22 protein-coding genes are annotated in these 18398 nt (G+C 30.3%); 18 read left to right on the top strand and 4 right to left on the bottom strand.

What is annotated here, in order from left to right; genetic code table 11:
* Positions 1–399 precede the first annotated feature (399 nt).
* Positions 400–1530, bottom strand: coding sequence for a tyrosine-type recombinase/integrase (locus tag ACGHJ8_RS07615; protein WP_390539658.1), 1131 nt, complete (start codon positions 1528–1530; stop codon positions 400–402).
* A 250-nt stretch (positions 1531–1780) separates the two neighbouring features.
* Here ACGHJ8_RS07615 and ACGHJ8_RS07610 point away from each other — a divergent pair, with 250 nt between their 5' ends.
* The 3 genes from ACGHJ8_RS07610 to ACGHJ8_RS07600 all read left to right on the top strand — a co-directional run bounded on the left by ACGHJ8_RS07610 (position 1781) and on the right by ACGHJ8_RS07600 (position 6226).
* Positions 1781–2665, top strand: coding sequence for a hypothetical protein (locus ACGHJ8_RS07610; protein ID WP_390539656.1), 885 nt, complete (start codon positions 1781–1783; stop codon positions 2663–2665).
* A gap of 537 nt (positions 2666–3202) precedes the next feature.
* Positions 3203–4483: a WG repeat-containing protein gene (locus ACGHJ8_RS07605; protein ID WP_390539654.1), complete on the top strand. Its 1281-nt coding sequence runs from the start codon at positions 3203–3205 to the stop codon at positions 4481–4483.
* A 306-nt stretch (positions 4484–4789) separates the two neighbouring features.
* Complete coding sequence (locus ACGHJ8_RS07600) at positions 4790–6226, top strand: recombinase family protein (protein ID WP_390539652.1); 1437 nt, start codon at positions 4790–4792, stop codon at positions 6224–6226.
* A gap of 142 nt (positions 6227–6368) precedes the next feature.
* Here ACGHJ8_RS07600 and ACGHJ8_RS07595 read toward each other — a convergent pair whose 3' ends face one another.
* Entirely contained in the window at positions 6369–6794 is a 426-nt protein-coding gene (locus ACGHJ8_RS07595) for a spore coat protein CotJB (RefSeq protein ID WP_211964286.1), read from the bottom strand.
* A 112-nt stretch (positions 6795–6906) separates the two neighbouring features.
* Here ACGHJ8_RS07595 and ACGHJ8_RS07590 point away from each other — a divergent pair, with 112 nt between their 5' ends.
* A complete protein-coding gene (locus tag ACGHJ8_RS07590; RefSeq protein ID WP_087296625.1) occupies positions 6907–7332 on the top strand; it encodes a hypothetical protein in 426 nt (141 codons plus the stop codon).
* A 71-nt stretch (positions 7333–7403) separates the two neighbouring features.
* Complete coding sequence (locus ACGHJ8_RS07585) at positions 7404–8681, top strand: O-acetylhomoserine aminocarboxypropyltransferase/cysteine synthase family protein (protein ID WP_390539649.1); 1278 nt, start codon at positions 7404–7406, stop codon at positions 8679–8681.
* Positions 8682–8796: 115 nt separating this feature from the next.
* Here the strand turns inward: ACGHJ8_RS07585 and def are convergent, their stop codons facing one another.
* The gene (def, locus tag ACGHJ8_RS07580; protein WP_205088815.1) at positions 8797–9366 is read right to left on the bottom strand and encodes a peptide deformylase; all 570 of its coding nucleotides are present in this window, start codon (positions 9364–9366) and stop codon (positions 8797–8799) included.
* Between the two features lie 73 nt (positions 9367–9439).
* Positions 9440–9655, bottom strand: a complete 216-nt coding sequence (locus tag ACGHJ8_RS07575; RefSeq protein ID WP_087357502.1) for a hypothetical protein — start codon at positions 9653–9655, stop codon at positions 9440–9442.
* A 124-nt stretch (positions 9656–9779) separates the two neighbouring features.
* On the opposite strand from ACGHJ8_RS07575, the gene ACGHJ8_RS07570 reads away from it, so the two are divergent.
* From ACGHJ8_RS07570 to rpsO, 13 genes are all read left to right on the top strand, one after another.
* The gene (locus ACGHJ8_RS07570) at positions 9780–10040 is read left to right on the top strand and encodes a UPF0223 family protein (protein WP_390539646.1); all 261 of its coding nucleotides are present in this window, start codon (positions 9780–9782) and stop codon (positions 10038–10040) included.
* The gene (locus ACGHJ8_RS07565) at positions 10037–11251 is read left to right on the top strand and encodes an FtsW/RodA/SpoVE family cell cycle protein (RefSeq protein ID WP_087357500.1); all 1215 of its coding nucleotides are present in this window, start codon (positions 10037–10039) and stop codon (positions 11249–11251) included. Before ACGHJ8_RS07570 ends, ACGHJ8_RS07565 begins: the two co-directional genes overlap by 4 nt.
* Positions 11252–11280: 29 nt before the next feature.
* The gene (gene ylbD / locus ACGHJ8_RS07560; protein ID WP_205088814.1) at positions 11281–11589 is read left to right on the top strand and encodes a spore coat protein YlbD; all 309 of its coding nucleotides are present in this window, start codon (positions 11281–11283) and stop codon (positions 11587–11589) included.
* Positions 11579–11764 carry a YlbE-like family protein gene (locus ACGHJ8_RS07555; RefSeq protein WP_087357499.1) on the top strand — a complete coding sequence of 62 codons (186 nt, stop codon included), beginning with the start codon at positions 11579–11581 and terminating at the stop codon, positions 11762–11764. The genes ylbD and ACGHJ8_RS07555 overlap by 11 nt, the downstream gene beginning before the upstream one ends.
* Before the next feature lie 9 nt (positions 11765–11773).
* The gene (locus ACGHJ8_RS07550; protein ID WP_211964289.1) at positions 11774–12121 is read left to right on the top strand and encodes a YlbF family regulator; all 348 of its coding nucleotides are present in this window, start codon (positions 11774–11776) and stop codon (positions 12119–12121) included.
* Positions 12122–12130: 9 nt separating this feature from the next.
* On the top strand, positions 12131–12691 hold the full coding sequence (gene rsmD, locus ACGHJ8_RS07545; RefSeq protein ID WP_087357497.1) for a 16S rRNA (guanine(966)-N(2))-methyltransferase RsmD: 561 nt from the start codon (positions 12131–12133) through the stop codon (positions 12689–12691).
* Positions 12688–13179, top strand: a complete 492-nt coding sequence (coaD, locus tag ACGHJ8_RS07540) for a pantetheine-phosphate adenylyltransferase (protein ID WP_205088813.1) — start codon at positions 12688–12690, stop codon at positions 13177–13179. The genes rsmD and coaD overlap by 4 nt, the downstream gene beginning before the upstream one ends.
* Complete coding sequence (locus ACGHJ8_RS07535) at positions 13176–14048, top strand: aspartate carbamoyltransferase catalytic subunit (RefSeq protein ID WP_087357495.1); 873 nt, start codon at positions 13176–13178, stop codon at positions 14046–14048. The genes coaD and ACGHJ8_RS07535 overlap by 4 nt, the downstream gene beginning before the upstream one ends.
* A complete protein-coding gene (locus ACGHJ8_RS07530; RefSeq protein WP_390539642.1) occupies positions 14041–15315 on the top strand; it encodes a dihydroorotase in 1275 nt (424 codons plus the stop codon). The genes ACGHJ8_RS07535 and ACGHJ8_RS07530 overlap by 8 nt, the downstream gene beginning before the upstream one ends.
* Entirely contained in the window at positions 15316–16074 is a 759-nt protein-coding gene (locus ACGHJ8_RS07525; protein WP_390539640.1) for a dihydroorotate dehydrogenase electron transfer subunit, read from the top strand.
* A complete protein-coding gene (locus tag ACGHJ8_RS07520) occupies positions 16067–16990 on the top strand; it encodes a dihydroorotate dehydrogenase (protein WP_390539638.1) in 924 nt (307 codons plus the stop codon). The genes ACGHJ8_RS07525 and ACGHJ8_RS07520 overlap by 8 nt, the downstream gene beginning before the upstream one ends.
* Positions 16991–17005: 15 nt before the next feature.
* Positions 17006–17893, top strand: coding sequence for a DMT family transporter (locus ACGHJ8_RS07515; protein ID WP_390539636.1), 888 nt, complete (start codon positions 17006–17008; stop codon positions 17891–17893).
* Between the two features lie 127 nt (positions 17894–18020).
* A complete protein-coding gene (gene rpsO, locus ACGHJ8_RS07510; protein WP_087245886.1) occupies positions 18021–18287 on the top strand; it encodes a 30S ribosomal protein S15 in 267 nt (88 codons plus the stop codon).
* The last annotated feature ends 111 nt before the right edge of the window (positions 18288–18398 follow it).

Below are 18398 nucleotides of genomic sequence, written 5' to 3'. Positions count from 1 at the left end.
GTGGCTACATCTAAATATGGAATGGCAATCCAATTATAATGTTCTGTTCTTCCAACAAGAATTGTGAGAGAACTTCCTCTTGCTTCAATGGTTGCCTTATAATAAGAACCATAATCAATAAATGTCTTTAAGTGTGCTTCCTATGTTTTTTCTTGATCCAGAATAATACTTTTACATTCAATCTCACATATATATTTTATATTCTTTTCTCCAATCATTGGTTGGTAAAGAATATGATTTTATTTTGAAAATATGAAAAAAAGAAAAGACATTTTGGAACATCTTTTCCTATGATTCATATAATATAACGTAGAGATATAAAAACATCGTAGAACTTTTTATTCTACGTTTTTTCTCCTATTAAAGTGTTTATTGGGGAGTTGACTATAATTTTGACTCCTATAACTTAGATAATAATTCCATTTGTTCCCGTTTATGAATGTCAGTAGAATGAACATAAATAGACATAGTCGTAGATACATGTGAGTGTCCTAAAATTTCACTTAATGTTTTAATATCCATACCTAACTCTATACAACGGGTCGCAAAGGTATGTCTTAAGGCATGAAAGGTGATAGGAGTTATATTTAATTGTTTAATAATTTTTGTGAAATGACTTTGTATTTTTCGAGGATCCATTGGATTATTACTTTGATTTCTAAAGATATAATGATTTTGTTGTTCATGATAATGCGTATAATAATTCTTTAAAATTATATATAAAGATGTGGTGATAGGAATGTTCCTAACACCACTTTTCGTTTTGGGTTCAGTTATAGATAAATAAGTTTTAAAAGATAAGTTCTTTTGTTTGTTTTGTACTCTTTGTATGTTTTTATAAATATGAATTACTTTAGTATGAAAATCTATATCTTCCCATTTTAATGCATATAATTCACCAATACGAACACCTGTATATAGAGTAATGAGAATAGCTAAAGAATAACGATCATTTTTTGTTTTAATAAAATTTTCTAACAAGCATTGTTCTTCTTTAGAAAGTATTTGTACTGTTTTCTTTTGATGGGTTGGTATCTCAATATCAAGTGAATAAAATGGAATATAACTTTGTTTACTTGCATAGCTTAAAGTTGATTTAATAATGTGGGTAACTATTCTTAAAGTACTAACAGAAAGGTTTTCTTCTGTACGATAGTTTTTCTGTTTTGATAAAGTTAAAATGTATTTTTGGACGAGTTCATTTTTAACTTGATCAATATAATAATGTGAGAATTGTTCCTGAATACAATTACTATAGGAATTAAAGTATTTATTATAAGTAGATTCTTTAATAAAGTGTTGTTTATATTCAAGCCATTCTTCGACAACTTGATTAAAATAAAATCTAGTATGAATCTGTTGGGATTCATGTTTTAATAGTTGTGTTTTTAATTTTTGTTTTACTTCACGATATGTTTTTGCATATAAATAACCATAAATTGCTTTACCATTTAATTGTCTTCCCTTGATATAACGAGCTTCCCAACGTCCATCCTTTCTTTTGTGTATATTTTCACCACGTCTAGGCATAATCTTGACTCCTTTCTTGACCCCTATTATTTTTTCTTTACAATAAATTACACAATTTTGGTAAAATATGCATATATCGTTGACAAAATAACACATAAAATGTGACAATTAACATAGATTTCATTTGAAATAGACAGGCGTAGAATAAAAAGTTCTACGACAATTATTATAGTCTATTTTTGTGTATCTTTTATTAAATATACACTAAGAATTGAAATTATACCAAAATTATGGGAAAGAAGGTAAAAGAATGAAAAAAATTTTAAAAATTATTTTATATTTATCGTTTGTTTTAATTTTAGTGAGTGGGTGTGGTAATTCTAGTCAGCCTGATAATGATTCAATTAAAAACGATTTGAAAACTTCATTAAAAGAATATAAAGATTTTTTAACTTTAAATGATTATAAAATTGATAAAAGTAAAACCGATGATAAAACATTTACAGCAACTATTGATGTTACTGCAAACGGACAATATGCAACTCATTCTTTGATAGCAAATATTTTTTACACTAGATATGATCAAGGATGGCAAATGGATGCTTGTGATTGGAGCGATGTGGAATTTAGTATAACGAATTATCCTCAATCAGAAGAAATTATGCAATGGAGTGATTATATAGATAAAAATGTTACCATTCAGGATATAAATGGTGATAATGGTATTTTAATGGTTCATAGAATTATTAATACAGATATTTCAAAATTTATCCATATTGCAGATGAAGAAACAAAAAATTACGAATATAATCCAGAAAATGGTTTTTGGAATGAAGGAATAACTGAAAATATGGATAGAAAAGTTTCTGTTGATAAAGAAATTGAGGGAACATATTACAGTATAAGTGAAGGAATGGTTGCTAAAATCAGCAATGTTAACGGTGACACATTTAAGTTTTCAATAAAGGGAGTTGAACAAAGTAAATGGATGTATGAAGATGTATTTAAAGCTGCCGGCTGGGATTCTAAACCTAACGAATTTTTTTTCGAAAGGCAAACTGATACAAATTATCGTGTTTCTTTTGCTTCCCAATTAACTGTTGATGGAGAAATATACAATAATATTTGTGTAGAATATAAAACATTATCATATCCACCATTTTTTTCAATGCGAACTTATATATTGATAAAATAATATTTGCACTTTAATGTTAATATTTTTATGTAAAACACATGGAACGAAGGGATAACTTAAAATAAGGATAAAAAGTTTCTGTTGATAGAGAAATCAGGAAAACATATTACAGTATAGATGACTCTTATGTTATTAAAACAAGAAAAGTTAAGGGAGATACTTTTAAATATTCATTTAAAGGTACTGAACAAAATGAATGCAAAACATGAAGATATTTTTAGACCAGTCTGGAATAATTTTGAAAGAAACAAATATAATTTTAAAAATGGATTGAGAATCATTATATGATTGTTATAAAATTTAATTTGCTTCACAATTATTAATTGGTAGGAGAACATATGATAATGTTTGTATGATAAATTTACTACATGTTAGTGTTATAGGTATTGGCACATTTGAACAGTATGTTGTACTGGCATAACTTAATATCTTATTCTCGTTTTTGAGAAATACTTAAATAATAGTAAGCAATCTTATATTAATTTAATTAGTGAATATGAATAATTTATAATATCATAAAACAGAAAGGAAAACAATATGAAAAAACTATTATCAATTTGTTTAATGCTAATGATTGTAGGGTGTTCTAATAACAATATGTCTGTTGTTAGTAAAGAAATGTATATACCTATAAAAATTAAAGGTGAAAATAAAATTGGATTTATAAATTTAGATGGCGAAGTAGTAATTGAGCCTACATTAGAAGGTAAAAACGCTACTATGTTTGATGTATTTAATAACGAATACAGTATTGTGGTAAAAGATGATAATTATGATGAATGGTATTTAATTAATAGTAATGGAGAGATATTTTTAAACGATAATAAGAATTCTTCTGAATATCGTCTGAAAACATATAGTGTTAATAAAAATGGTGAAGTTATAGTACAAGATAATTCTAATGAATTATGGAAAATGAATCATCTTGGTGAAAAATACAAGACAGATTATTATAATGTTAATATAGTTGATAATCCAAAACTTTCTTGTAATAAAAGTTATATACATGATGAAATGTATTATTGTTTAGACGAAGAAGATAATGTCTTATTTACAAGTGAAAACTCATTTAGTTTTCCTAATCAATATTATTTTGCAAATAATAATTTTGAATATAATTCATCTATTGGTTATGAAATCTTAAAATTAGGTAAAGGTGAACAAATAGATGAGAATAGTTATTATTTATTGCAGAATTATCGTTTTATTGATAAAAATGGCAATAAACTTTTTGATGGAGCAACTTTTGATGATGTTACTTATTTTAGTAATCAAGGATATGCCTCAGTAAAAAAAGATAATAAAAAATGGATTATTAATACAGAGGGTAAAATGATTTATACTTTAAATATTAATGAAGATTTCTTATCTTTCTCGAACAAAAATAAAGTTTTGCTTAAATATGAAAAAGACGGTAAAATTGGTTTAAAAAATATTGATGGTAAAACTATTTTGTCACCTAAATATACTTTTATAAGCTTATTAATAGAAACTGATAATGATAGTCGCTATGTAGTGGCTTTAAAAGATGAAGATAGTATATCATTTAAAATCATAGATGAAGATGAAAATGAAATTGCTCATCTTGATGAGTTAAAAGTTTCTTTAAAAGAAATCAAAAAAGATTATGAGAGTATAGATAGCTATTTTAGTTGGAATATAAATTCATTTAGTAATCATTTAATTGCTCAAGATAGATTTATATATGATTGCAATGGAAAAGAATTAATAGATTTAACCGATATTGATAAGAATGCTTATATTATAGGTCCTGATCCTAATTTATATTATTTATATACAGATAGACATGAAAAATAAATGGTAAGTAATCTCAATCCAGTGTCATTAAGTTAGGAGAATGACATTGGGTTGAAAATTACTTATTCTTTTTTTACGGATATTAAAAGTTAAATTTAATTACTTAGTATAATTATTAATTAATATACTGTTGTAATTTGAATATTACAAACAATATTTATAACATTTCTTAGAATGCTTGTACTTCTATATAATCATATATACACATATAATCATAATGATGTTTTGTATGCTAGAAATCTGTGATATAATGGATTCGTGATTACAAAACATTTCTTTTCTGTTTGGAAGAAAGGAAGTGTATGTATGACAAAGTTTGCAGCCGCATACATTCGAGTTTCTACAGATGATCAGTTAGAGTTCTCTCTTGACGCACAAATCAAAGCATTAAAAGACTATGCTAAAAGAAATGATATGATCATTTTAAATGAACACATTTATGCAGATGAGGGAATTTCCGGTAAACGTGCAGATAAAAGACCGGCTTTTATGAAAATGATTGCAACATCAAAAAAGAAACCACGTCCATTTGATGTGATTCTTGTTCATAAATTTGATCGTTTTGCACGTTCTCGTGAAGATAGCGTTGTTTATAAATCAATGCTTAAAAGGGAATCTGGTATTCGAGTCATCTCTATTACTGAACAAATAGAAGATGATAAATTTTCTGTGATTTTAGAAGCCATGCTTGAAGCAATGGCAGAATATTATTCTTTGAATCTCTCTGATGAAGTAAAAAAGGGAATGACTGAAAAGGCAACAAGAGGGGAATTACAAGCAAATCCTAGTTTTGGTTATCGTGCTGAAAATAATCAATTAGTAATCGTAGAAGAAGAAGCTAAGTATGTTCGTTTTATCTTTGAAAAGTTTGCTAATCAAGAAATGAATATGCGACAACTTGCTAGATATTTGAATGATTTAGGAGTAAGAACACATAGAGGGTGTAAATTTGAAAATAGAACGATTGAATATATTCTCAATAATCCAACCTATATTTCTGTGTTACGTTGGAATCCGTCTGGCAAATTTACTCGTAAATACAATCACAAAGATATTATTTTTGCAAAATCTACGCATGAACCAATTATAAGTCAAGAACTATGGGATAAAACGCAAGAGTTATTAAAAATGCGTAAAGAATTATATAGTGCTAGACAACATGAATCTGTGAAAATTCGTTATTGGTCACAAGGTTTAGTGAAATGTGGTGATTGTGGTAAAGCTCTTTGTATTTCTACTGTTCAATATTACCAATGTAATGGTTATGCGAAAGGAACATGTAAGAGAAGTCATTGTATTAAAATTGAAACACTTGAAAGAATCGTATGCGAAGAATTAAAAAACGTTTTTGAAAATGAAATTAAAATCAACGTTGTGCCTAAAAAAACAAGTTCTTTATCCAATGAATATGAAATGTTAAAAAAAGACTTATCTCGTATTGATGATAAATTAAAACGTATTAAAGAAGCATATAAAAATGGGATTGATAGTCTTGAAGAATATAAAGAGGGAAAAGAGTCATTAGATGAAGAACGTAAAATATTGAATGATAAAATGAATCATTTAAAAACAAAAGTTAATGAAGAAGATGAACAGGGAATTTATAAACGTATTAAAAATGTTTATGAGCTATTAACTGATGATGATATACCCTTAGATGTTAAATATAAAACTGCTCATTTCTTGATTAATAAAATTGTCTTTTATAAAGATACAAAAACCGTTGAAATTGAATATAAATAAAGGGCTATTATTTTTAAACTTACCAATAAAACAATGGTCCACCAAATTGTGTAATGATGAATTTGGCCATAGATAAGTCTTTATTTTTAATAGAAATAGGATATTGTAATTTCTTACTATAAATCCACATTTTTAAACCTCCTTAATCTTTTTGATATTCCCAAGGCCAAGGACCTTGTATCCATTCAAATGGGATTTTGTTTTGAGTATTTTGTACTTCTAAAGGACCATATTTCTTTTCAAATGCATTTTGACTTTGTTTTGCCTTTTGAATGTATTGTTCATATAGTTGAATCATTTTTTCATCATGAGGATGTGTATCTAAAAAGAGATTGATTTCATGTGCTACAAAATAATACATCTGAACTTCTAATAATGCTTGTTGACGTGCATTTTCAGGTTGTAGACAATAATTAGAAAATCCCTGATAAGACATATAGAGATCTTTAAATAAATTACCTAATGAAATAGCTTCCTGTGGATCAAAAAGAACAGGTTGACATTGTCTTGTTTGATTTGACATATAAAATGGTGAAAAACAGTTTTTATCTTCTTGAAAAAAATTCATATAAACCTCCTTCCATCATAACATATGATTTGATTTATGAAATGATAAGGACACATGTTTATTTTCAGTTCATATTTTGTTTTTATAATAAAATAGAAAGGTGGCTGGTTTTATGAAAGTTCAAGTTGTTTATACAACGCATTGTAAAGATGCAAAACTTTTAGCAGAAGACATGGCAAGATATGCACGAACTTATGCCAAACCAATAACGGATTTTTCTTTTCAGGAAGACATTGATCTTTTGGTTATTGGATTTGAAGAATATCCATGTTTAAAAGATAAAGAATTGGAAAATTTTATATGTCAGCTATCTCGTCAACATATTCGTAATTTGGCATTATTTAACTTATTTTGTTTTAAAAGCAAAGAAATGGAAAAAATCATTCAATTATGTTTAAAACAAGACTTGCCATTAATGAGAGAAACATATTCTTGTAAGAAATCATTTAAAACAAAACATCATCTAGATGATGATATCATCTCTGGTGGTCGTGTCTATATTGAAGATATGGTAAACATCTGTAATCATTATTATTGAGCTATCTATGGAATAGCTTTTTTTTGTATTTTATTTATGATACAATATCTTTCATAAAAGGGGGAATATAAATGTCAAAGAAATATCAATTTGAAACATTGCAGATACATGCAGGACAAAAACCTGATCCTGTAACAAAAGCAACAGGGGTACCACTTTATTTATCTAATGCTTTTACATTTGATAGTGCTGATCAGGCAAAAAATATTTTTGCCTTAGAAGAAGGTGGTTATTTTTATTCACGTTTATCTAATCCAACAGTAGATGTTCTTCAACAAAGAATGGCTGCTTTAGATGGAGGTGTAGGAGCGATTGCTTTTGCTTCTGGAACAGCAGCTATAATGGGGTTGATCATGACTGTCTGTCAAAGTGGTGATGAAATTATTGCAGCCAACAATTTATATGGGGGAACGATTGGTTCATTATCTGGAACAATGCAAGGAATGGGATTTACTTCTCACTTTGTTAATCCTCGTGATCTAAACACAATGGAATCATTGATTAATGAGAAAACAAAAATGATTTTTGTTGAATCTGTAGGTAATCCTAATGGAGATATGTTAGATTTTGATGCTATTAGTGAGATATGTCATCGTCATCATATATTGTTTGTTGTAGATAATACGACACCAACACCTTATTTATTTAGACCTATTGAACATGGAGCGGATTTGGTTGTTTATTCCACAACAAAATATATTGCTGGACATGGTAATGTCATGGGTGGAATCATTGTAGACAGTGGAAATTTTGACTGGCATAATGAAAGATATCCATTAATGACAACACCGGATAAAGCATATCATGATATTGTTTATGCTGATTTAGGGAAAAGTGCTTTTTGTACGAAAGCTGTCGCAAAAACATTGCGTGATTTAGGTGGGTGTATGTCACCATTTAATGCTTATATGACTTTGCTTGGATTAGAAACATTATCATTACGTATGGATAGACATGTTGGAAACTCAAGAAAAATTGCTGAATTTTTACAGAATCATGAAAAAGTAGAATGGGTGAGTTACGCTGAATTAGAAGGTCATAGTTCATATGAATTGTGTCAAAAATATTTTCCAAAAGGATTTGGAGGTTTGTTTACTTTTGGTGTGAAAGGTGGACTAGAGGCTGGTAAGTCTGTTATTAATCATATCCAGTTATTTACCCATGTCACAAATTTTGCTGATTCAAGAAGTTTATTAACACATCCTGCTTCAACAACACATGCACAAATGAGTGAGGAAGAAAGACTGGCTGGTGGTGTTCAACAAGGAACGATTCGTATTTCTGTAGGGTTAGAAAATGTTGAAGATTTGATTGATGATTTAAATCAGGCGTTTGAACAAATTGATTAATAAAAAAGAATTATGATTTATAGTGAATCATAGTTCTTTTTTGATATTTAAGATATGTTTATACAAAAAAGATTTCCATAATTTTGGAAATCATTTGAAAAGATAATATATCATTTTATTCTACAATCATCGCATTAGCAATCGGTGCTTTAGGATTGTTTTTATTAATGTGATCATAGAATAGAACACCATCAAAGTGATCAAGTTCGTGCTGTAGACAGATTGATAAGAAACCTCTTGCAACAATTGTCACATCTTGATGAGTTAAAACATCATAACCTTTGACAGTAACTTTAGCATGTCTTGGAACATAGCCTTCTCTTTCTTCGTTGACACTTAAGCATCCTTCACCATCTTTTAAATAGGACTGTTTTTCTGTATATGATACAATTCTAGGGTTAACAAGAGCATAGTCATCTGCTTTTTTTATATTTCCATCGTGATCATATGTCAAAACATGAATAGCACACATTCTTTTTAAAACACCTAATTGTACAGCTGCAATACCGACTGCTGGACGTAACTGATATTTTTCAGAAATGTCTTCATCCTGTGAATTGACAAGAAACTCGTGCATGTCCAGCAATAATTGTTCATCTTCCTGACTTAATGGCATAGCCACAGGTTGAGAAATTTCACGGATTAAAGGATGATGATCATCAATAATATCTTTCATTAAAATCATGTTGTTAATCACCTCGCCAAGTATTGTATCATAAACAATAAAAATATGCTAGAAATCTAGCATATTTTTTAGATTAACAGATTTTTGTGCAACCACAGATAATAAGCAATAAGAAGACAACTAATACAATTGCAAACCAAGTACATCCATTACCATAACCAAAACCACCACAACCAGTTGTCATGACAGGATAGCTATTACAGCATCCACTGCAACCAAATGGATTACATCCAAATGTTGGCATAAAACTATTGCAGCCACATCCTCCATAATTATAACAAGAGTTCATTCAAATCCCTCCTTTCACTTTAATCTATTCTTTATTTACAAATTTGCTAGTGTTTCTACCCAATTCTTATTTTATTTTTAATTCATATCATGTATAATATGAAAAAAGATAGGAAGTGAAGAAGATGTACGATTATCCATTAAGTCCATTTTGGGATACACAGGATATTATTGATGTTATGGCATTGTATAACGCTGTAGAAAAAGCGTATGAAGAAGGTATCTCTAAAGATGATTTTATGAAGTGTTATCGTCAATATATAAAAGTTGTTGATTCTAAGAGTGAACAAAAACAAATTGATGTTGCTTTTGAAAAAGTTTCTCATTATTCTATATATCAAGTTTTTCAAAAAGCAAAAGATCATGATTGGATTGACATGCGATGATAAATTTATTAAAAAGAATTTTTAAAAGACGTGGTGTTGATAAGACTGTTTATTTTTGTGTGGTTATTTTAACGATATATGGGATTGTGATGATTGGAAGTGCATCAGTTGGACAATCTGCAAAAATGGGAGCCATGTATGCTTCTATGAATATGATTAAACAGACCATCTTTGTACTGGTAGGCTTTGGCATCATGATTTTTTTAACACGCTGTTTTAAAAAAAGCTGGGTTGAAGCCAATTCAACGTGGGTATATTATGGTATTGGATTAGTGTTAATGCTGGTTTGTTTATTTTTTGAAGATGGAAAAGGTTCTCATGCATGGATTCGCTTAGGTCCTTTTTCCTTGCAACCAGCAGAGTTTATGAAGATTATTATGATTCTTTTCCTTTCTTTCCATTTTGGAGAAATAGAAGAATATTGTCAGATTCCTCGAAATATTACTCGTCATAAAAGAGAGGAACTTCAAAAGCGTAAAGCATGGTATTGTGTGTTTAGACCCATCATTGCGATTTTTGTTGTCTTTTTCGTAGGTGTTTTTTTACAAAAGGATATGGGGAGTTCTTTGATTTTAGCTTTTATTTGTATGATGTTGTTTTTTATTACCCCTCGACCTTATTACTCTAAGTATAAGAAAGCTTCGCTTGTTTTATTAGCTGTTGGAATCATTTTTGTTTGTTTAACAGCAACCTTTATTTTAAAACCTTATCAGTTAGGGCGTATTTATACATGGTTGAATCCTTTAGGAGATATTGAGGGAGATGGCTGGCAGTTAACTAACGCATTGATTGCCTTTGCTTCTGGAGGTTTGTTTGGTAAAGGTTTTGGAGCATCAACCCAAAAATATGGATATATTCCAGAATCACATAATGATTTTATTGTAGCTATTATATATGAGGAATTAGGTTTGGCCGGTTTTCTGTTGTTTTTAATTCCTTATATCATTATTATATATAAGATGTTTCATTATGGTTTAAGAATTAAAGATACCAAAAGTAAATTAATTCTTTATGGTGTAGGGCTGTACTTTTTTACCCATCTATTAGTCAATGTAGGTGGAGTTTCGGGATTTATTCCTATGACTGGTGTTCCGTTGCTGTTGATTTCTTCAGGGGGTTCATCAACTTTAGCAGCTATGATGGGGTTAGGTATTGCACAATCTCTCATTGCAAGATATAATCGAGATCTTTTAAAAGAACAGATGGAGTAGTTTTGCATATCTTATTATGGGTGAGATATATGCAAATAGATGATTTTAAGGCTTTTGTGAAAACAATTCCAGCTATCAGAGAAGAAGTTGTCAATGGACATTATACATGGCAGCAGCTTTATGAATTTTATGTTTTATATGGTGAAGATGATCCAATGTGGGATACTTATAAGAAAAGTCATATGGATTTAACTGGAATGCTTGATATTTTAAAGAATATTGATTTGGATGCATTGTCTAAAAGTTTTGAAGGATTACAGAAAATTTTGGATTTAGTCAGTACCTTTGTTGTAAAGGAACAACCAAAGACACAAAATAGACAGTGGTATGATGATTGATGAGTCATTACGTCAATACTTAAGAATGCATCCCAAATGGTATTTGATTTTATCACGATATCCTCAAGAGTTTCCTGCTCTTATTCAGCAATATAAGATTGAAAATAAAATGACTTTCGCTGATCGTATTGAAAGAGTGGGAACATTATTACAGATGTTAGATATGTTATTATAGGTGAAAGTTATGTATGAAAAGATTGATGCATTAATTGAAGCAATTATGAAAACAGATGAGTTTATTCGCTATCAAGAGGCTGTAAGTCAGCTCTATCAAAGTCAGACGATGGCCTTGTTATCAAGATATCAGACGTTAATGGAAGATTATTTAAAAATGAGAGATTATTCTGTTGATGTTGGACAAGCTGAAGTAAAAAAACAGTTACAGGAAGTTTATCAGGAAATGAATCAGCATTCTGATATACAAAATTATTATCACTCTTATCATCAATTGAATGATTTATTAGAAGAAGTGACACGGGTAGTTTTTCAAGATATTAGTTGTGATTTAAAAATGGAACGTTATCAGTTATGAGGTAGAAAAATGAGAGTCATTGCAGGAAAATTGAAAAGTCGACAGTTGAAAAGTGTTGATTCTAAATTGACAAGACCAACAACGGATAAAAATAAAGAAAATTTATTTAATATGATAGGTCCTTATTTTGAAGGAGGACGATGTCTGGATTTATTTGCTGGTAGTGGTGGTTTAGGAATCGAAGCTATCAGTCGAGGAATGGATGAATTATATAGTGTTGATAAACAATATCGTGCTTTTGCGACTATTCAACATAATATAAAGACACTGGGTATTGAAAATCAGGTTCATGTTTATAAGCTGGATTATAGTAAAGCTTTATTAAAATTGGCACAGGAACAAGTCAGTTTTCATCTGGTTTTATTAGATCCCCCTTATCAGATGAAAATTCATCAAAAAATCTTAGATTTTTTGGTTGAACATCATATGCTTTGTGATCAATGCATCATTGTCATTGAAGATTTAAAAGAAGAAGCCATTGATGTCAAAGAACCTTTTGTTTTAAAGAAACAACAAAATTATGGAATTACATCTTTACAGATATTAGTTTATAAGGAGAAAAAATCATGAATGCAGTTTATGCGGGAACATTTGATCCAGTCACAAGTGGACATTTAGATATTATTGAACGTGCGAGTAAAATGTACGATATTTTGTATGTGACTATTTTTGTCAATCCTCAAAAAACAACGTTATTTTCTTTGGAAGAACGTATAGAATTATTAAAAGAAGTGACAAGTTGCTTTGATAATGTACGTGTTGATTTTAGTCAGGATCTGGCAGTGTCCTATGCTAAAAAAATGAATGCGCCAATATTGGTTAGAGGATTAAGAGCCACAATGGATTTTGAATATGAATTACAGATGGCTTTTTCTAATCAATATCTGGATGATAGTGTAGATATGGTTTTCTTTATGACAAGACCTAATCATTCCTTTATTTCATCTTCATCGGTCAAAGAAATGGCTTCTCATCAGCATCATGTCACAGGGCTTGTTCCACCTGTTGTTGAAGAAGCTTTAGAAAAGAAATTTAAGAAAAACAAGGAGGCTTTATGAAAAAAATAGTTGATTTAAATGATTTATCATTAGCACAGATTCAAGATATTCTTGATGAAGCGATTGCTTTTAAAAATGGCAAAGTGGTTGATTATCATCAAAAAAAGGTTGTAGCAAATCTTTTCTTTGAACCTTCTACAAGAACGCATTATAGTTTTGATATGGCAGCTGGTAATTTAGGGTGTCGAACACAAAACTTTGAAGCCAGTAACTCTAGTTTAAAAAAAGGTGAAACTTTATATGATACTTGTAAATTATTTGAAAGTATTGGTTGTGATGCTTTGGTAATTCGTCATCCTGAAGAAGATTATTTTAAACAATTAGAGAAATTAAAGGTGCCTATTTTAAATGCTGGAGATGGTAAAGGAAATCATCCTTCACAATCATTACTGGATTTAATGACAATTAAAGAGGAATTTGGACATTTTGAAGGTTTGAATGTGGTGATTGTTGGTGATATTTTACATTCTCGTGTTGCACATTCTAATTATCATGTTATGCAAAGGCTGGGTATGAATGTTTATACATCAGGACCTTTAGAATATAAGCAGGAAGGTTATCATTATGTTGATTTTGATGATGTTATTGAAGATATGGATGTTGTGATGCTGTTAAGAGTACAACATGAACGTCATGTGGGAGATGAAAATTTTTCTAAAGAGAAATATCACCAGATTTATGGACTATCTTTAGAAAGATATCAACGTTTAAAAGATAATGCGATTATTATGCATCCAGCACCTATTAATCGTGATGTAGAGATTAAAGATGAATTGGTAGAAAGTGAGAAGAGTCGTATTTTTACACAAATGCGAAATGGTGTTTATGTAAGAATGGCAATGCTTCATAAGGTATTAGAAGATGAATAGTTATTTATTAAAAAATGTTCATTTATATCATCAAGGTGTTTTTAAGAAAACAGATATTCTTGTGAAAAATGGATATATTGAAAAGATAGACGAAAATATAACAGGTTTTGAACCGGTTATTGATTTACAGGGAAAATATGCTTCACATAATTTCATAGATATACATACTCACTTAAGAGAACCGGGTTTTGAGCACAAAGAAACTATTCATACAGGGAGCTTAAGTGCCTTATATGGAGGATATGGAACGATTGTAGCTATGGCAAATACATTGCCATGTATGGATGATCTGGAAGCTATTAAAGATTTTAAACAGAGAGTGGCTCATGATGCCTGTGTCAATGTTTATACATATAGTGCGATTACTGAAAATTTAAAAGGCCAAAAACTTGTGGATATGGCACAACTCGTTCAAGAGGATATTGTTTTAGGGTTCTCGGATGATGGCAAGGGTGTTCAAAATGATGATATGATGGATTTGGCTATGCAATTGGCTGGAAATCTGGACTCGATTATTGTCGCTCATTGTGAAGATGAAAGTGAATTGCATGGGGGATGTATTCACGAAGGACATTATGCCAAAGAACATCATCTTATAGGTATTAATAGTGCTTCTGAATATAAACAAGTGGCTAGAGATTTAGATATTGTCAGGCAATATCATAATCGTTATCATATTTGCCATATTTCTACAAAAGAAACAGTTGATTTGTTACATCAGGCAAGACAGGAAGGATTGTGCGTTTCAGGTGAAGCTTCACCACATCATTTGATTTTGACAGAAGATAATATTCAAGATTGTTCACCACAATATAAAATGAATCCTCCATTAAGAAGTAAAGAGGATCATCAGGCATTGATCAAAGGTTTGAATGAAAAAACAATTACGGTTATTGCGACAGACCATGCGCCACATGCCAGAGAAGAAAAAGCGACAAGTATTGAAAAAGCACCATTTGGTATTATTGGTTTACAACATGCTTTTTCATTGCTGTATACTTATCTTGTCAAGAAAAATCTTGTGTCTTTAGAAACAATCTTGGATGCTTTGACAGTAGGACCAGCTCAAGTTTTACGTCTGGATTGTCAAATTCAGGAAGGTTCATTAGCTAATTTATGTATCTTTGATTTGAATGAACATTTTATTATTGAAGAAAAAGATTTAAAATCAAAATCAGCAAATACACCTTTTTTAGGGGCAGAATGTTATGGTCGTATTGTTGCTAATATTGTTAATGGTGAATATAATGATTTGGAGGAAAAATAGATGAAAAACTTTCAGGGAATGATGACAATTGTTTCTAAAAGAGAGCTTGTTAAAGATGTTTTTGAGATAGTTTTAGAAGGTGAAGCCGCATGTTTTATTCAAGCTCCGGGACAGTTTATTAATATCAAAATTAATGATTCTTTACAGCCTTATTTAAGAAGACCAATGAGTATTTGTGATTATGATGACAATCATATCACTATGATTTTTAAAGTTGTAGGTGAAGGAACAAAGATTTTATCACAGAAAGAAATAGGTCATCAGTTAGATTGTTTAACAGGTTTAGGAAATGGTTTTCTAGATTATCAGGCGAAAAAAGCTGTTGTTATTGGTGGGGGACTAGGGGTACCTCCAATGTATAAATTAGCGAAGACTTTAAAAGAGCAAGGTGTTGAAGTTCAAGCTGTTTTAGGTTTTAACAGTAAAAATGATGTGTTCTATCAACAAGAATTTATGGATATTTGTCCTACCTTTTTAGCAACAATGGATGGAAGTGCTGGTGTTCAAGGGACAGTTCTTGATGCTATTGAAGCTCATCAGCTGGTATTTGATAAATATTATGCCTGTGGTCCAGAAAAAATGCTAGATGCCTGTGTGATGGCTTATCCAGAAAATGGTTATTTATCTTTTGAAGCACGTATGGGCTGTGGTTTTGGTGCCTGTATGGGATGTTCATGTAAAGTGAAAACAAAACCTTATAAACGTATATGTGTTGAAGGTCCAGTCTTAATGTCAAGTGAGGTGATTATTGGTGGCTAATTTAAGAGTTCAGTTGCCCGGTTTAGATATGAAAAATCCAGTGATTCCAGCCAGTGGAACTTTTGGTTTTGGTTATGAATTTGCAAAGTTTTATGATATCAACTGTTTAGGATCTATGATGTTAAAAGGGACAACACTGGAACCACGTTATGGCAATCCTTTGCCAAGAATAGCCGAAGGACCAAGTGGTATGTTAAATGCGATTGGTTTACAAAATCCTGGTGTTGATGCTGTCATGAATGAAGAATTAGAAAAATTAAGACCACTGTATACTGATAAAGTGATTGCGAATATCGGTGGAAGTGCAATTGATGATTATGTTGAAACAGCACGACGCATATCTACTCATGATATGGTTGGTGCTTTGGAATTAAATATTTCCTGTCCAAATGTTCATGCTGGAGGTATTCAGTTTGGAACAAATCCAGAAATGGCTGGAGAAGTCACAAGAGCGGTCAAAGCTGTGAGTCAAAAGCCTGTCTATGTCAAATTATCTCCTAATGTGACAGATATTGTGGCTATGGCAAAAGCTGTAGAAGAAGCTGGAGCAGATGGAATTACGATGATTAATACATTGATTGGGATGCGTTTTGATATCAAGACGGGGAAACCTATTATTGCTAATAAGACAGGAGGATATAGTGGACCAGCTATTTTCCCAGTTGCTTTAAGAATGGTTTATCAAGTGAGTCAGGCAGTATCTATTCCTGTCATTGGAATGGGTGGTATTGCCAGTGGTAAGGATGCGATTGAAATGATGATTGCTGGAGCCAGTGCTGTTGCAGTTGGTTGTCAAAACCTCATTGATCCATATGCCTGTCCAAAAATCATTGAAGAAATGAATGAGATTTTGGATAATATGGGAATAGAAGACATTCATGAAATCATTGGACGCTCACATCAATATGAAAAGTGAATAAATGAATAAAGAATGGACATACTATATAGGGTGAATTGTATGTCCATTTATTTTCAGTTGTTTCTTGCTAGTTTCTTTTGGGGCAGTAATATCATTGTTATGAAATTATTACTTCATCATCTTCCCTTTCTTTTTTTAGCTTTTCTTCGTGTTCTTTTTTCTTTCTTATTTCTAGGTATCTATCTTTATTTTCATCACATTTCTTTAAACAATTTTGATAAAAAGAAAATGTTGATCATTTCACTTTTATCCATATATCTCAATTTCTTTTTAACATTTATAGGAATGAATCAAGTGAAAGGTATTGATAATGCATTAATGAATGCTTTGTCACCAACGATTACTTTTCTTCTCTCTTTGCTTTTTTTGAAATACCATCTTTCATTAAAAGAGTGGATGGGTATGTTTTTATCACTCTTTGCTTTTCTCTTGTCTATTCGTTTTCAAATTTTTTCAATACAAAGTGGTTTTTATTATTTACTGGCAGGAATGACATTGTATATTTTAGGAAATATTTTAATCCAGAAGTGGCATATTGAACCTAGTATAAGTTTTACTTTTTATGAATTGTTATATGGTTCACTTTTTTTATGGATACATAGCTGGGTGGATGGACAATTGGCATTTGATCGTTTGTTGACATTGCCATTATGGCAATGGGGATTATTTTTAATGATATCAGGTGTAGGTTTTGCTTATATACAAGTGACATATATGAAAGCAATAGCTCAAATTGGGGCAGTACAGACGAGTTTCTTTCTCAGTTTGAATCCTATTTTTACGTATTTGGAATCACTTGTTTTTTTACAGGAGTCTTTTGATTTTATTCATTTTGTAAGTTTTTTGTTGTTGATTTTGGCTTTGATCATAACCAAACAACAAAATAAGCATAAAGAATGATTTTTTTGAAAATATCTTGACTTTTTCTAAGGTTTCTTTATAATTACAAATGCGGCTATATCTAGGATGTAAGAGTCCTCGACCTATTTCTTGGACATGGCTAAGTACAAAATAAGGAGGAAAACAAATGTTAACTAAAGAAGAAAAAACTGCTATTATGAAAGAATATGCAACAAAAGAAGGAGATACAGGTTCTCCAGAAGTACAAATTGCTGTATTAACTGCTGATATTAACAAATTAAATGAACATTTTAAAGTTCATAAAAAAGACTATCATTCAAATAGAGGTCTTTTAAAGAAAATCGGTAGAAGAAGGGATTTATTAAAATATTTAAAAAATAAAGATCTTGACAGATATACTGCATTAGTTGACAAATTAGGTTTAAGAAGATAAGGATATTCATAGTGAATATCTTTTCTTTTTGAATAAATATCATGAAGAAATGTTTTGTTATTAAATAAAAATATGCTATAATGACAAAGATAATGAATGAGGTGAAATGAT

Source organism: Massiliimicrobium timonense (genome assembly GCF_042850985.1).
Taxonomy (GTDB): domain Bacteria; phylum Bacillota_I; class Bacilli_A; order Erysipelotrichales; family Coprobacillaceae; genus Allocoprobacillus.
The sequence above is the reverse complement of the archived record's forward strand: the minus strand, read 5'-3'. Positions and strand labels throughout refer to the sequence as shown.

Bases quoted from the DNA above. Each gene is read 5' to 3' on its own strand.
- ACGHJ8_RS07615 (WP_390539658.1), bottom strand. From the start codon at position 1,530: ATGCCTAGACGTGGTGAAAATATACACAAAAGAAAGGATGGACGTTGG.
- ACGHJ8_RS07610 (WP_390539656.1), top strand. From the start codon at position 1,781: ATGAAAAAAATTTTAAAAATTATTTTATATTTATCGTTTGTTTTAATT.
- ACGHJ8_RS07605 (WP_390539654.1), top strand. From the start codon at position 3,203: ATGAAAAAACTATTATCAATTTGTTTAATGCTAATGATTGTAGGGTGT.
- ACGHJ8_RS07600 (WP_390539652.1), top strand. From the start codon at position 4,790: ATGACAAAGTTTGCAGCCGCATACATTCGAGTTTCTACAGATGATCAG.
- ACGHJ8_RS07595 (WP_211964286.1), bottom strand. From the start codon at position 6,794: ATGAATTTTTTTCAAGAAGATAAAAACTGTTTTTCACCATTTTATATG.
- ACGHJ8_RS07590 (WP_087296625.1), top strand. From the start codon at position 6,907: ATGAAAGTTCAAGTTGTTTATACAACGCATTGTAAAGATGCAAAACTT.
- ACGHJ8_RS07585 (WP_390539649.1), top strand. From the start codon at position 7,404: ATGTCAAAGAAATATCAATTTGAAACATTGCAGATACATGCAGGACAA.
- def (WP_205088815.1), bottom strand. From the start codon at position 9,366: ATGATTTTAATGAAAGATATTATTGATGATCATCATCCTTTAATCCGT.
- ACGHJ8_RS07575 (WP_087357502.1), bottom strand. From the start codon at position 9,655: ATGAACTCTTGTTATAATTATGGAGGATGTGGCTGCAATAGTTTTATG.
- ACGHJ8_RS07570 (WP_390539646.1), top strand. From the start codon at position 9,780: ATGTACGATTATCCATTAAGTCCATTTTGGGATACACAGGATATTATT.
- ACGHJ8_RS07565 (WP_087357500.1), top strand. From the start codon at position 10,037: ATGATAAATTTATTAAAAAGAATTTTTAAAAGACGTGGTGTTGATAAG.
- ylbD (WP_205088814.1), top strand. From the start codon at position 11,281: ATGCAAATAGATGATTTTAAGGCTTTTGTGAAAACAATTCCAGCTATC.
- ACGHJ8_RS07555 (WP_087357499.1), top strand. From the start codon at position 11,579: ATGATGATTGATGAGTCATTACGTCAATACTTAAGAATGCATCCCAAA.
- ACGHJ8_RS07550 (WP_211964289.1), top strand. From the start codon at position 11,774: ATGTATGAAAAGATTGATGCATTAATTGAAGCAATTATGAAAACAGAT.
- rsmD (WP_087357497.1), top strand. From the start codon at position 12,131: ATGAGAGTCATTGCAGGAAAATTGAAAAGTCGACAGTTGAAAAGTGTT.
- coaD (WP_205088813.1), top strand. From the start codon at position 12,688: ATGAATGCAGTTTATGCGGGAACATTTGATCCAGTCACAAGTGGACAT.
- ACGHJ8_RS07535 (WP_087357495.1), top strand. From the start codon at position 13,176: ATGAAAAAAATAGTTGATTTAAATGATTTATCATTAGCACAGATTCAA.
- ACGHJ8_RS07530 (WP_390539642.1), top strand. From the start codon at position 14,041: ATGAATAGTTATTTATTAAAAAATGTTCATTTATATCATCAAGGTGTT.
- ACGHJ8_RS07525 (WP_390539640.1), top strand. From the start codon at position 15,316: ATGAAAAACTTTCAGGGAATGATGACAATTGTTTCTAAAAGAGAGCTT.
- ACGHJ8_RS07515 (WP_390539636.1), top strand. From the start codon at position 17,006: ATGGACATACTATATAGGGTGAATTGTATGTCCATTTATTTTCAGTTG.
- rpsO (WP_087245886.1), top strand. From the start codon at position 18,021: ATGTTAACTAAAGAAGAAAAAACTGCTATTATGAAAGAATATGCAACA.